The sequence below is a fragment of the Vulcanisaeta distributa DSM 14429 genome, assembly GCF_000148385.1.
Classification (GTDB): domain Archaea; phylum Thermoproteota; class Thermoprotei; order Thermoproteales; family Thermocladiaceae; genus Vulcanisaeta; species Vulcanisaeta distributa.
This window is the reverse complement of the sequence record NC_014537.1, coordinates 1,097,361-1,111,421: the sequence shown is the minus strand read 5'-3', so window position 1 is coordinate 1,111,421 and position 14,061 is coordinate 1,097,361. Positions and strand designations below refer to the sequence as shown.

Sequence of the window (14,061 nt, the reverse complement as noted above, 5' to 3'; positions counted from 1 at the left end):
GGTTATTGACCTTAGCCGACATGGTAATAGATAAGATGCGCCATCACTTAACCGTGAGTATCGATCCATAACCGAACTCAGTGAATAGACCTACATGAGTCCTAGGCGCCCTTAGCCTAATCACCGTACCTAGCGGTATGGCTGGGTATATGGGCCTCCTGCACCTGGCTGCTTCGCTAAAGCCTAGGGATGCCGTAGACACCCTCTGCTTAACACCACCATTGGTTAGGAGTCCGTAGACCAGCTCAATATCGTTATCGATACTTTGGACGTTCACGAATGGCGCATCCCCCGTGAATATCACGGGGCTTAGGACAATGCCGTAGTCCCCTCCCTGATCCACGTCACCACCCGCGGTTACCTCGACAATTGCCTGCCTACCCTCACCGCCAAACCTCATAATGTATCTAGTGCCCTTAAGCACGTCCTCGTTCTTTACCTTGACAACGTATTCGTAGCCCCAACCCTCCACCGCATCTCTACGTTCACGCCTAGTCTCACGTTCATCCTTAGTGACGTGGATCCTATATAGCCAGGTGAACCTCTGCCTATACATGAAGCCCGGCTTAACGGTGCCCGTGAACCTCTCCCTATCAATAGCTATGCCAGCCTTCTCAATCACCCCAAATCTGAACTGCTCATTGCCTAGGAGTTCATCTAGGCAATCCTCCGCACAATCCATATTAACCACCCTGTCTGCGTAATCCTTAGTCTTATCAATGGGCACCAGCTTATCCTCGGCGATGAAGTAACGCTTATTATTGACAACCACTAAGGGTCCCCACAGCATGTCTAGCCCCATCTCCTCCCTAGCCTTCTTCAAAGAGTCAAGGCAATTAGTCAACCCCTGCAGATTGCAGATGGAGGTATTACCCGTTGCCTCGCAGTATACATTAGCCAATAGGCCGACCACCGTGCTCAGCAATGGCGCGTGAAGCGCGTAAGTGGTGCTAATCACGTCAATGCCACCAACCATGCCCCTGGTCAGGTGGGGCGCCTCTATTGGCTTTATCAATAGCCTAAGGGTCATGGCAATCGCCTCAGTATGTTAATCACGTTTATTAAATTACTTGCATAATCATACCCATACGTCCTTAAACCATCAACCATGCGCGACGTTAAGTCATCGATCACTAAGTCGAGCCTAGTGTTATTGCCGATAACGTGCCTAACGATATCCTCCGTTAAACCAGCCTTACCCTGCTCCTTAGCCTTATCGTAGGCGTCCTTAAACCTTTCAAAGTCATTGGGGGTTGTGGTGCTTAGTAGGCCTGAGTACAGGTAACTCATGACCCTCCTCAAGTCCTCAATACCCCTAATCGTACGTCCATCAATCGGCCTAATTGGCAGTACCGAGACCCCACTAGTCCTCGAACTACTTACAACCATGGAATCCTTATTGAAGGACGCCCACTTAGTCTCCTTAGCGTGTTTCTCAAGGACCTCGCCGGCCTCCACGTATTCCGTGGAGAATATATCGAGAATGTGCGTGAACCTGATCGAGTAACTCTGCCCGTAGGCCGCCAGGGCAGGTACCACGTATTGGCCGGCCCTATGGAAGAAGGCGACATCCCCATCCAAGCCCCAGTAAATCCTCCTGGCACTCCCAACGAGCTTAAGCGCCGCCTCGATGGGCGCTAACGCGGCCACGTCATCACCGCCCATGTAGATCGGCATGGCGTTCATGCTCATGGCTGCGTAGAGGGCTTTGAGTGAGGTCACGGTAAGTGACCTGGTTATCGCAAATTTATAGGCAGGTGATACTGGGATCCTCTGTAACTTCTTACCATTCTTAATAACGGTGAAGTATGGGGACTGCTCAATCTCCTTAAGTAAGTCGATTTGCTTATTAATATCATCGCTAAACTCTTTAACGTCACCATCAACGTTCCCTTTATCATTAAGCATGTTTGTATAGAGGTTCCTTAACTCATTGAAGTAGTTAGGGAGTATGCCATTATGTATGTCACCGATTGAGTCTCCATCACCCCTCACTATGGCGTACGTGAAGTGGAACATCAGGAACCTCCCAACAATATTAGTCATACACACCACCTTGGCTTCACCATCATTAATAGCGCCGCATACGTCGTCCACTATGGACTCATTAACAAGCTTACCGTAAACATCCCTAACTAGGTTAACGTTACTTAGAGCTTGATCAAGGCAGTCCTCGGTTAGTTTCCTAATGGCCTCGGGGTTTCCGCAGGTTTCGCCTACGCATACGTCTTCAATGTCCCTGGGCGGCTCCTTATTAATGTAATAGAGTACTTGCCCGCAATTGCCCGTATTGAAGACCCCACTGAGTAGGTCTCTTATGGAGTAGAGGTACCTGGCCGCGACGTCTTCCGTGCTTTCAAAACCAAGTTTAAACACGTTTCTTAACCCCATGTATATGACCCTCTTGGCCAGGTCTGTTGGACTTAGGGCTTCCCCTGGCTTGAAGGTACTTGCTAACGTGGCTATCTTCATGGCTAAGTCGCCCTGGCCTGGCCCGAGAATTTTCAACCACTGGTCAACACTCAATGCGCAGATTACGGGTTGGTTACTCACCTTAGGTAGTTGGTTCACTACGTTACTTAAGTTTAGGATTTGGATTAAGTCGCGGGAGGTGTCTGGATCGTAGCATAGGTTACCGTTTAGGTCTATGACCTTGCCGAACTTAACCACCGCTGGTGCGTCCGGGTTTAATGTGCTTGGTATCCAGCTACCACCCCTCGTATATTTGATTAGGTTAATTAGTGGCGAACCGTCCCTATCAAACCAGGAACCCGCCATGGGTAGCCTACGCCCCTCCTCATCACGTAACTTCCTCTTAACATCGTTACTCACCATTAGGTAGTCGAAGAGAAGCATCTCACGGCACTCACCATCATTAATACCTAGTTTCTTCAGGAGATCGTCGCTTAATGGGCATGGCACGTTATCAACCTTAACATCATCATTAGAGTTCGGCCCAACGCTCAATACACCAATCCTAAGGGGTAGCTGAAGCTTGATTAAGTTCTCATCCCTTAGTCTCTCAAGTAATTTAATTACAAATTCATAATTAGACTTAGACTGCCGTTCATTCACCTCCATAGACTCCTGCTTATCTGCCTTTAAGAACTCGAAGGACTCATTAACTACGCAATCCAACGCCTTAGTAAAGTTACTCCTCAACTCATTAATTATGTAGTCCTTAGTTAGTTCAACACCCTCCGGGGCGTGTCTTGGTAAGATTAATTGAAAGGATTCACCTATGAATGCGACCTGAAGTGCGTCACTAAGTAGTTCCAACCTATTAACTTCCTTAGACGTTCCAACGAGGAATGCGCTGATGGCGCCCATCAACCTATTGAGTATAGCCTCTAAACCCTCATCGAGCCTCTCACTCTTATTAAGTACATGGATTAATTTCTTAAACACCGCGCACGAGTCACACCTATCTGCATCACTGAGACTTAGGGCCGTCACTAGGAATGCGTAGTAGAGCGGATTCAACCTAGCCGTGGGCCTAATCAGTATGTCCGGACCAAAGCGCCAAATAAGTGGCCAGAGCGTTAACCAGACCGCCATCGACAACGCCCAACTACTCGCCCACAGGTCCCCAGACCTCCTGCTGGATGCTATGAAGTGTTGAACGCCGGGTATGTCACCGATTACGTAGTAGCCACCAACGAGCCTTCCATAATCATCGACCCAGTTGGATATCATTGCCGATGCGTAGACGTGGTCAAACACGTCGTGGGTTGGTGCCCTGGTGTCTGCGGGGCTCGGTGGTAAACCGCGCGCTGCCCAGTATGACTCGTAGGCTGCGTAGAAGAAGTTGTAGAGGGCCCTGGGGTCATTTCCATAATTCCTCACCAACCTTGAAATATCCTCCTTAAGGTCTTTCACATATTCATTAACCTCATTCTCAATGGCGTTATAGTCCGGGGTTATTCCCTCGTATTTATGCCTTGGGTTGAATATGTTTACGAGCATTAACCTCCTGTACACGTAGTTCGAAGTGGCGGGCTTGAGGAAGACCCACCTATCGAAGGATGAGGCAAGCCTATCGGACTTCACAACCTTACTATGGCTTAGGTCCGGCACGCCACCGCCGAAGACCGTGCCCCTAAATATTTCCTCATAGATTCTCTTAGCCTCATCAACGTGATTTAATTTATTAATGATTAGCCAGGCCTTGTTGGGTGGGTCGTGCATTAAGACCCAGAGCTTAATCCTGAAGTAATTCTCGGCAACGTTCTGCATCCCTAATAATCACCTAGCTAACCCGTATTACCGAGGGGTGAATTATTAAGTATTACCGGAGTCAGGTAAAGCTTTAAAGGTGATTATCGAGGAATAACTAATGAGCGCGACCCAGCCCACGCAGCAATCAACCAATAAGAGGGTTGCAGAGTTATTATTCATTTACTCATTAACGCCGACGCACCCAGGGACGGGTAGGGGTGGTGAGATAATTGATCTGCAAGTTCAGCGTGATGAATTCGACATACCAGTCATATGGGCCAGTGGGTTGAAGGGAGTCATTAGGAGTAATTATACGTTAGGATGCGGTGATACAACGTGTAAGGAGAGGGCTAAGGCTATTTTTGGCCCTGAGGCGGGGTCACAGGAGGTCTCGGACTATGCATCCTCGGTGGTCTTCCTAGACGCCAGGCTCCTCCTAATACCGGCTAGGTCGTTGAGGGGTGTTTGGACCTACGTAACATCACCACACCTACTCAATTACTACCTAACATACCTCGAGGTCCTGGCCGAATATAACGGCAACCTTAACCAACTGAGGGATTCATTAATGAAACTCATCGATAGAGTGAGGCCGAGTGCTGTGGGTAACACGGCCATTGTTGGTGATGGCCATGTATTAATGGGTGACAAAGTCGTACTTAATGAACTGGAGTTTAGGGCTAAGGTTGATCCTGAGGCCATGAAGCTCTTCCTAGATGCAATACCGAGTGATGACTTAAGGAGGAGGGTTTCCCAGGCAGGGCTTGCATTCATTAGTGATGATGTTATTAGGGAGGTCATTAGGAGAAGCCTAATAGTCCAGACGAGGATCAGGGTTAATTACGGTACAAAGACCGTCGTGAGTGGTGCATTGTGGGAGGAGGAGTACCTGCCCCAGTTCACGGTCATGGTATCGGGGTTAATATGTGGCGGTACCAGGATACCGGATAATAAGCTTAACGATGAACTAAAGGTGTTTAAGGATCCGAAAAACGTGTGTAATGAATTACGCAGTAAAGTTAAAGCGTTAATGCTTGGTGGTAAGGAGACGATAGGTAAGGGCTTGGTCAAGCTCTGGTGGTACCCATGAACACGGAGCGCGCTAAAGATGAGGCGTTGGATTTGGCGATTGAGTGCGTAGAGGCATTAAATGCCGTGTTTGGTAACAATGATAGGATTAGGCAAGGATTTAGGTCTAGGTGTAATGATGGACTCACTTACCTATATTATAATGGTATCAACTACACGTTAAGCTTCATACTTTCCAAGTCAAGTGATAAGAAGATGACGGGCTTTGATAAGTTAAGCTTTGCGTTGAGTAAAGAGGCTGTAAGTGATGCGTTTAAGGAGGTTCAGAGCGCTGGTATAAGTGATGAGGCGTATGAGTTGTATGGTATTTGTCTCATTAAGGCCTTGGTAAGGCTTGGTGTAATTACTAAGGCGGACTCCATGCCTGATATTCTAAAGCAGCTAAATGATATGAACACAGAGATACTTGCAGGTAATAAATTACTAATATTTGCTGAATGGCTGAAGAGACTTGCGGAGGCATCTATTAAGAAGCCTTGAGGTGATTGAATGGCCTATGTCGAGTTAGACGTGGAATTAGCCACACCATTACTGGCAGGGTCTGCCAACCCCAATGAGGTCGATAGGGATTACCCAATAAGGCCCAGTGAGGTTAAGGGTCTCTGGCGCTGGTGGGCGAGGGCCCTGGTGGCTGGTGCCTTATTCGAACAGGGACTACTTCACGGCGTCCCGGATAGGGATATTTTAAGGAGGCCAAGTGATCGTGAGGCTGAGCTTATTTCGAAAATAGTGGGGCTTGACCTGGGGCTTGGTTATGCGGGTGAGGAGGGCTCTAGGGCGTCATGCTTCCGAGTCAGCGTCGATATTACCGAGGCGGCGCAGCCCCGAGTAGCCAGTGGGGGCTTAATCGGTGGTATTAACCTACAGAGGGTTAGGTTACTGACACTTGGTAGGAGGCAGGTTGAGTATGTTGATAGGCTCAGGGCACACATAACAATTAATGAGCATATCCCATGCAACTTAGACGATAATGCTGTTAAGGCTGCCCTGGGCTCGTTAAGCCTTGCCTTAAGGCTGTCGTGCCTCGGTAAGGGCGGTAGAAGGGGCCTCGGTTGCTTGGACGTAAGGTCAGTCAACGGTAGGTACTCCTCATTGTTCGATTCGAGGAGGTCAATTAATGAGTTGATTAATGAGGTGGTTAAGTACGTTAAGAATACGATCAGCAAAAGTGAGTATTTACCGAGGCGTGCGCAGGCTATGGGGGGTAGGGACTGCGGGTTACCACCAATGCCCGTTATTTCCAAGGCCGAGTACACGAAATGCGTGAATAGAGATATTGGGTGTAAGTTGGGTAAGTTATATGCATTCCAGGTTCTGGAGTTGAGCGGTGGTAGTAGGGTTTTGGGGGCACTCCATAACTTCTTCCTTAGGCCCGAGAGGGCTAGGGTCTTGATGGGCAACCCGACCGTTAATGATAAATTAAGGAATAGGCTGGCTGCGTGGATACTCGGCTTACCGAGGGAGCAGAGAGGTACCGGCTATGAAATAACCAGTGACGTGAGTAGGAGGGCATCGCCAATGATCCTCGCCGTGCATAGTAATCAGAGTTACCTATCGGTCTTCCTATCCGCTGACTGGCCTAGAGAGCTTACGTGGAGGGACGCGGGTAGTCAGAGAATAACGATCAGTGAGTCCCTGGTAGTCGATGCAATATGTATTGCCTTGAATGAGTTCCTCGACTACGCGGGCAAACAGGGAATCAGGGTGAAACCTGCATGGCCGTGAGACCCAGTGAGACTAACGTCATCAGCCACATTAGGCGTGAATTCATTAAATGGATTCAGACGATTGGCGCCGGCGGTGCTCAGACGAGGGTTGGTACGGGACGGGGTCGCGGTGGCTCGAGTTCAACCACTAATGTTAGGGAATACATCAATGAAAGGGCTAGGGGGTTAATGGAGGACTTGGTCAAGGCTTACTCATGCAATAACCTGGGCGAGTTACTGAGGCGCGTTAATGATAATATTACCGAGGTTAAGGAGTCCCTTAAGTCCTTGGGTTATGAGGAATTGATAGACTCGACATACATCACGATTAGTAGGCTCGTGGTAGGCCTTAGGAACCCGTACATGGAGGTCCTTGAGACTGGGATCGCCTGGGACCCGTACTGGAACCTACCCTACATACCATCATCTTCACTTAAAGGCGCAATAAACTCCGCGGCCCAGGGAACACCATGCTCAAGGGCCCTAAGCCCAACAGATGAGGAGGGAAATCCAGCGGAGGTTTCGCCAATAGTGGTTCTGGACTCATACCCAGTCTACTGCCCAGCTAACGGCGGGCTACTAACCCTCGACATAATAAACCCACACTACAGGGAGGGCGAGGGAGCCATAAGCGAGCCCCAGGTCAACCCAACACCAATACCATTCCTAGCAATATCCAAGGGCGTTGGGTTTAGGGTCGTTGTAATGATAAATAGGTCCAGGCTAAGGTATAAGTGCGGTGGGAGGGATGTGGGTGAGTACGTGTACATGGACAGCAAGTGTCAGGGGGCATGCATGGTGAAGGAGATCAGCGACATAGTCATGAAGGCACTAAATAATGGGTTGGGCGCTAAGACAGCATTGGGCTACGGAAGAATGATACGACAAAAACCATAACCATCACAATACCCAACAGAACCAACAATCACAAAAACAAAATCAAACCAACCCCATAAGCTCAAAGCCCACTAAGGTTTACCTTCAATACTTTATTCTATTGAAACCCCAACTAATTTATGTGATGACTCGCACCGATGATTTAGATGAACATTATCGCTCCTTTCAATATTCTATTGAAATCTTCCTGCTATGGGTGGCTTCAGGGATGGTGACGTTGCGACATACGTGCTTTCAATATTCTATTGAAATCTTCCCTCATTCAACTCCCCATTCTCTCCTGAGCCCCCTCGAGAGGCATCGTCTTTCAATATTCTATTGAAATCTTCCTAGCTACTACTTATCAGATGCAGGCCCCACTGTTCTTAGATGAAATTCCTTTCAATATTCTATTGAAATCTTCTTACCAGCAAGGCATGGACAGCCACAATTTCCGCGCTATTATTCTTTCAATATTCTATTGAAATCTTCAGGTAAAAATGAAAATAGAGGCAGAGGGTGTAAATGGCTGGCAGGCTACTTTCAATATTCTATTGAAATCTTCCTCACTCGTGGTGTCGAACACGCCCTTATCCGTGTAGAAATCTACTTTCAATATTCTATTGAAATCTTCGGCATATGAATTACCATCAGCTACACAGGTATGGGAATTCACAATGACTTTCAATATTCTATTGAAATCTTCCGACATCACGGGATTGACAGGGAAAACCCACATGATCCTTTCCTTTCAATATTCTATTGAAATCTTCCGGTACGTTTGCTTATTTAGTCCTTTTTAAGCTTTTCCTACACTCCCTTCTCGGTTCTCGTTGGAACATTAATTCCTACGAATGTTCACGATCCGTCCCTGTTCTGATGATTTTAACGAGATAGGTATTGCTTGTTTTCACGATATTGTTCAATTACTCAATAACGTACTTGTTCTGATGGTTTGGTTTTTAATTACCTATATCATTATTGGTTGTGCCTGCTTTCCTTGGTGTTATTGTTGGTTTGTCCTTGCTTGAGAATGCGTTGGTGTCCAGCGTTGTTGGTGATGAGTTGGTTAGGAGGGTGTTGGGTGGTGATCGTGAGGCTGACTCGAGGCTCTCTAGGTACCTCTATAATGAGGGCTTTATCAATAGGTTGAGGGACTTCGCGTGTGGTGACTTGGTTAGGTGCTGTGCCGAGGGTTCCTCGGTTGTCCTGCTTAGGAGGTTGCTTGGTGGTGATGTTATTAGGGTTAAGTTCTACGCCACGGATACGGCGAGCTCGCAACTCTGTACTGTAGCCCTCGTTAGGTGCCTCACGTCTAAGTCCCGTGAGTTAGGCGTGGAGGTTGATGGTTACACGAGGGTTCAGTTTTTCGGGACTGAGAATTTCAGTGATGGTTTGGGGAACCTTGTTAGGGCACTTGGCTCGGACCTCATTGACTACATCTCCAGGGGCTTCGACGCCTATGTGAGTATTGCCGGCGGTACTAAGTTGGAGAGTGTCATGGCTTCCATGGTTGCCTGGCTCCTGGGTGCAAAGCCCATATACGTAACCGTGGATGGGAGGCTAATAGTGCTGCCTAGGATGCCCCTCAGGGTTGATGATGAGTTGGTGAGTAAGGTGTTGAGTGGGGCCCTGGGTGGGTTGCCGAGGGACCTACTGAGTGACCTCGTTAGGTCGGGCTTCCTGGTTAGGAGGGGCGACTCCGTGGAGTTGGCGCCCTGGTTTAGGGAGTTCCTAAACCTTACCCGACGTGGTACGCCTGGGGCTTGAAGGCTATGTATATTGGGTACCTATAGGCAAAGCCCTTGACGTACGCAAGCCCCGTTGGCGCTATGGATAGGAACCTCCTCTCCCTGGTTGGTACGCCAAGCCTCTCCAGTACTTTCTCATCACTCCTGAGGATAACCTTCGTGTTCGTTAACTGTATTATTGCGTCGTTTAGGTCGTCGGGCATGTGGGTTGCGAAGACAACGGCAATCCCCCTACTCCTACCCAGCCTCGTTATCCTCGTTATGTGCCTCTCCAGGAGCCTCCTCTCCTCATCAGCCCTAGTCTGCGGGAAGAACAGGTGAGCCTCATCAACAAGCACCACGGCCATCCTATCCCTATTACGTAGGTGCTCCCCACCCATGAACCTAAACAACCTGTCAAGGACCCTATAAACCATGATCCTCTGCCTGAGGGCTGAGGATGTCCTTAGGTCTAGGACCACGTAGCCGGGCTTGAATGCGCTCCCATAATCCGGCTCTTCATTAACCACGTAATCAACGCCGGCGCGGACCTCAATGTCGAAGAGCCTAGTCTCTATTATGGCCAGTAATGCCCTGACGATATTCTCCATAGTGCTCTCGTGAATCCCGAGGTTACCGGCAATCACCTCATAATTAAGCAACTGCCTGCCACCCAGCCTATTCTCACTGGGGCTTGTTAGGTATTCGTAAATCCTCTCGAAGGTCAACCCAGACCCCGAAATCCTCTTTCTAACCTCCCTAATCACCTTACCGTAGAACATCCTAGCCTGCTCCGTGAGTAATCCCGTCAACTCATTAATACTCATTAGTAGGTCCCTGGTCCTTAGGGACCAGGGTATCAACTCAACACCACCGCCAACGCCCAACACCACACTAACAAGCCTATACTTATTGCCCGACCTAGCCATCACCGCCTTAACCCTAACCCTCCCAACCTTAATACCCATTGACCTGAAGACCCCATTTATGTAGTCCCTCGCCAGGGCCTTAGCGAGTCCCTTAACTGCGTCGCGCCCATTCCCAGCCCTCTTAATGGCCCTCCTCACGTAATCGTGGGTCACGGGTATTAGGACCTTGGTCCTCACGTTGTTAAGGGCTAGGTGGTGGTAATGCCCAACCGCGTCCACGGCTATCACCGTGGTGCCCTTGTACTTGGTGATTAGTTCGAGGGCCAGGTTCTTCAGTAGTGTCGTCTTGCCGCTACCCGTGGTCCCGACAACGAGCATGTGGTGTTTGAGGGCATCCCTCGTTATTAGGACCTCATTACCGGGTATCACAACGCCGGATGGTAGTGCCAGTGACCCAAGCACGATGCCCTCAACCGGCAGTGACAACATCTTCGAGACCTCCTGGGGGTTTGGCTCCCTGACGACTGCGTGTATTGGTGGTGGCGTCACCGGTGCGCCGCAGGTTTCACCCCTGCACTCAGCCACGAGTTCGAGGGCTATTAGCCTGGGCACGTACCTAATGTCCATACTCAACTCCTGCTCCAGGGAGAGCACGGGGGTCTTGGCTACGGAGTAAATATCCTCAATCCTCGACTCGGATATCCTAGCCAGGTAATTAACACCATCACCCTCAATAACCAGGTACTTACCCACGGGGAACTCCACCTGGCATTCACTGATCATGTAGGTGACGGCGGACTCGGCCGTTACCGAGCTGGGCATCTGCCTCGTTATGTAGCCCAGGACACTCCTACAATCAATGGGTTTGGCACCCACCACATCAACCACCCAACTCACTCAGTGCCTCCCTAATCGTTTCAAGGCCCTCATACGTTATGCCCAGTGGGGATATGGATGATATTAGGTTCACCGCGCTGGCATTCAACCTCCTAGCCACCCTATCGGCTATGTGTATCGACATTGCAGTCCCACCCACGGTCATTGTTAGGGCAACGTAGTCCCTACCAACCTCAACAACATCCTCACTCAACCCCTCAACCCTAACAACGTCAATCCTACGACCAAGCCTCGAGGCGACGTACCAACAGTACTTACCGTAATCACCAGCCTCAATCCTCACAGGCCCAATGGCCGCGACTCCGCCATTGCCCAGCAATGGCGTTAGTTTGTTAACGGCCAGCGTGTAGTCATCGGCATAGACCTCCCCAAGGCACCTGGCCAGGTAGTGACTCTGGCCCAGCCTCTTAACGACACCCACGGCCCTCAAACCCCTCAGGGCCTCAACCCTATCCTTAACCAAGCCCCAGTAAAGGCTTGAGTACTCATTACCCTCCATACCCAGTATCCTTGGTGTTGGGAATACGGGCCCGTCAATCAGGATGAAGCCACTCAACTCCCTGGCAATGTTGATGAGTCTTAACTCAACGTGGAGTCTCACCTCATCCCTAATTGCCTCATCGTTGTAGGAGCCGTCGAAGTACCTACCCAGGTACCTGGACTTAACGTAGATGATCCCAGAGTACCTATCCAGCGCATCCGCATTATCAAGCCTAAACCTAAGCTTAAGCCCCAACCACCTAACGCCCTGAACCCCAGGCACTAGGTAGACGTCCCGACCCACAAGCGCGCCTGTGACTACATGCACGTCAAATGCCGCGAACCTAAGCACGGACGTGTGGGAATCAACACCAATCAACCTATCTCCAAGCTCAACACCGCCCTTATCAATGACCACAAAATCAACATTATCGCAGGAAACCCTAACAACGTCATAACCCTCACCAAGATCAACAACGTCAGGACTAACGTAATCACCAACCTTACCACCAACCTCCTCCATAAGCCTTACCAACTCAAAGACCTCCCTCATCAACTCAATTAGCAAACTAATTTCTCAGGTATTATTTATACCTAATCAAAGCAGGCCCTCGACCAACCACACCTCACCATTACCTATAGCAATAAAGCCAACACCCTAAACCATCAATAGGCCTACACCTGAAGAAATCATCACACACGAGCTCACCACCAACCTCTTTAGCGCTAACACCCTCACCACACCCCTTACTGCAACCAGCCCTAACGGTTAACACGCCAGCAATACCATGCCCAACACAGCACGTAAGATGATGAGACTCATGTTCATTCACAACAATGCAATTCATGATGCAGTTACCATCAGGATTACACTCAGGGCACGCCATTTTAACATAAAAGCCCTCCACAAACCACAAAACGTTATCCGATATTAAATACTTACCATATACTATTTTTCCATCCCTACACAATCCTTTTTCACATAGGACGCAGTATTCATTATCATAATACAATGAGTATATGTAATCCATCAACTTAGGTTCAAAGCAGTAATACAAGTCAACTATGTTTATCCCTATTAATCCTTTATTCATCCTTTACCACCAAACATAGTTAATAACCTTGACTCGGTAAAGCCAGGTATAACGGCGCCTCCTGACCAGGGCTTCACAGTTATCTTGCCCTCGGTAACATCCCTATCGAATACGTAAACCCCCACCGTATCCTCACCAGCCATTAGCGCTCCCCTTAGGAAGTCCATGCTATGCGTGGACACGACTACATGGAATACCCACGGCTTCTCACCACTCCTAAGCCTCTGCTCGCTATCTCGCACAAGCCTATTTAGGAAGTAGCCCAGGAATAACGCGAGGCTTGGGTGCGCATGCACCTCAGGCTCCTCAACGAGGAGCACGGAGTTTTGTGGTAGCGCATAAGTATGTAATGCGTAGAAGACCACGAGGGACGGCGCATAGACACTGGAAAGCTCCTCAACATTAAAGCTAGTGTTACCTAATTCGAAGTCATACCAACGCCATGCACTATTATTACCCATGAGATTAACATGCTCGATGAACAACGGCATGAAGTGACTGAGCGCCCTCCTGAAGTCCTCACCACGCTCACCGAAGGTCTTTGAGGCTTCCTCAATCATTAATTGAAAACCATTACGGGCCTTCTCAAAAACCTTCATAGCGTCGTTTAGAAGTATCATGCTTGTTTTAATCCGTAAATCCTTAGCCACCTCATCCTCTGAGAGCGATTTATTAAGAGTATCAACGTCAAGTAATATGGAACTTCTTATACCACGTAAGTTCTCATCGACCAATCCCTCAGTAACCCTCCTTATTTTATCTAACATAGGCCTTATTTTCATAAATGGTTGCAGCATTACTCTATACGCATCGACATATATTGCGTAGTCATAATTCAAACTATCACCCACGCACTCCAGCGATTGCGGCAGCTCCTCAATACGATCATGCACGTAACCTCTCGCTATGATCGTCCTTGCCAGCTTTGCTAAGCACATGAGCGTTAGAGACTTACCGCTTAGGTTTGGCCCAATTAATATGGTTAATGGTTTAAGCTCAATACCTATATCAACGTTGACCTCTCTTCCGCCATATGTTAAACTTCCCTTAATCGCTAAATTAGGCATAGCCATAGATCTGAGCAATATTTTTAAACCTCTCT

At 48.8% G+C, this 14,061-nt stretch carries 11 protein-coding genes and 1 CRISPR repeat array; of the genes, 5 read left to right on the top strand and 6 right to left on the bottom strand.

The features are described from left to right. Nucleotides 1-43: 43 nt before the first annotated feature. Nucleotides 44-1,030, bottom strand: a complete 987-nt coding sequence (locus VDIS_RS05735; RefSeq protein WP_013336277.1) for a hypothetical protein — start codon at nt 1,028-1,030, stop codon at nt 44-46. After that, the gene (locus VDIS_RS05730) at nt 1,027-4,236 is read right to left on the bottom strand and encodes a type III-B CRISPR-associated protein Cas10/Cmr2 (protein ID WP_013336276.1); all 3,210 of its coding nucleotides are present in this window, start codon (nt 4,234-4,236) and stop codon (nt 1,027-1,029) included. The genes VDIS_RS05735 and VDIS_RS05730 overlap by 4 nt, the downstream gene beginning before the upstream one ends. Nucleotides 4,237-4,336: 100 nt before the next feature. On the opposite strand from VDIS_RS05730, the gene cmr4 reads away from it, so the two are divergent. The 5 genes from cmr4 to VDIS_RS05705 all read left to right on the top strand — a co-directional run bounded on the left by cmr4 (nt 4,337) and on the right by VDIS_RS05705 (nt 9,659). After that, nucleotides 4,337-5,308 carry a type III-B CRISPR module RAMP protein Cmr4 gene (cmr4, locus tag VDIS_RS05725; protein ID WP_013336275.1) on the top strand — a complete coding sequence of 324 codons (972 nt, stop codon included), beginning with the start codon at nt 4,337-4,339 and terminating at the stop codon, nt 5,306-5,308. Next, on the top strand, nt 5,305-5,787 hold the full coding sequence (cmr5, locus tag VDIS_RS05720; RefSeq protein WP_013336274.1) for a type III-B CRISPR module-associated protein Cmr5: 483 nt from the start codon (nt 5,305-5,307) through the stop codon (nt 5,785-5,787). Before cmr4 ends, cmr5 begins: the two co-directional genes overlap by 4 nt. A 9-nt stretch (nt 5,788-5,796) precedes the next feature. Beyond that, nucleotides 5,797-7,032, top strand: coding sequence for a type III-B CRISPR module RAMP protein Cmr1 (gene cmr1 / locus VDIS_RS05715; protein WP_013336273.1), 1,236 nt, complete (start codon nt 5,797-5,799; stop codon nt 7,030-7,032). After that, the gene (cmr6, locus tag VDIS_RS05710; RefSeq protein ID WP_013336272.1) at nt 7,023-7,910 is read left to right on the top strand and encodes a type III-B CRISPR module RAMP protein Cmr6; all 888 of its coding nucleotides are present in this window, start codon (nt 7,023-7,025) and stop codon (nt 7,908-7,910) included. The genes cmr1 and cmr6 overlap by 10 nt, the downstream gene beginning before the upstream one ends. Nucleotides 7,911-8,072: 162 nt before the next feature. After that, nucleotides 8,073-8,662: direct repeats of the CRISPR family, unit length 25 nt; unit sequence CTTTCAATATTCTATTGAAATCTTC. 214 nt (nt 8,663-8,876) lie between these two features. Next, nucleotides 8,877-9,659 (top strand): CRISPR-associated protein, encoded by a 783-nt coding sequence (locus tag VDIS_RS05705; protein ID WP_013336271.1) that lies wholly within the window; start codon nt 8,877-8,879, stop codon nt 9,657-9,659. Here the strand turns inward: VDIS_RS05705 and VDIS_RS05700 are convergent. The 4 genes from VDIS_RS05700 to VDIS_RS05685 all read right to left on the bottom strand — a co-directional run bounded on the left by VDIS_RS05700 (nt 9,631) and on the right by VDIS_RS05685 (nt 14,026). After that, nucleotides 9,631-11,376, bottom strand: coding sequence for an ATP-binding protein (locus VDIS_RS05700; protein WP_013336270.1), 1,746 nt, complete (start codon nt 11,374-11,376; stop codon nt 9,631-9,633). The genes VDIS_RS05705 and VDIS_RS05700 overlap by 29 nt on opposite strands. Then, the gene (locus tag VDIS_RS05695; protein WP_013336269.1) at nt 11,369-12,418 is read right to left on the bottom strand and encodes a DNA double-strand break repair nuclease NurA; all 1,050 of its coding nucleotides are present in this window, start codon (nt 12,416-12,418) and stop codon (nt 11,369-11,371) included. The genes VDIS_RS05700 and VDIS_RS05695 overlap by 8 nt, the downstream gene beginning before the upstream one ends. Nucleotides 12,419-12,497: 79 nt before the next feature. Next, nucleotides 12,498-12,959 carry a hypothetical protein gene (locus VDIS_RS05690; RefSeq protein ID WP_013336268.1) on the bottom strand — a complete coding sequence of 154 codons (462 nt, stop codon included), beginning with the start codon at nt 12,957-12,959 and terminating at the stop codon, nt 12,498-12,500. Continuing rightward, the gene (locus VDIS_RS05685; RefSeq protein ID WP_013336267.1) at nt 12,956-14,026 is read right to left on the bottom strand and encodes a hypothetical protein; all 1,071 of its coding nucleotides are present in this window, start codon (nt 14,024-14,026) and stop codon (nt 12,956-12,958) included. Before VDIS_RS05685 ends, VDIS_RS05690 begins: the two co-directional genes overlap by 4 nt. Nucleotides 14,027-14,061: the final 35 nt, after the last annotated feature.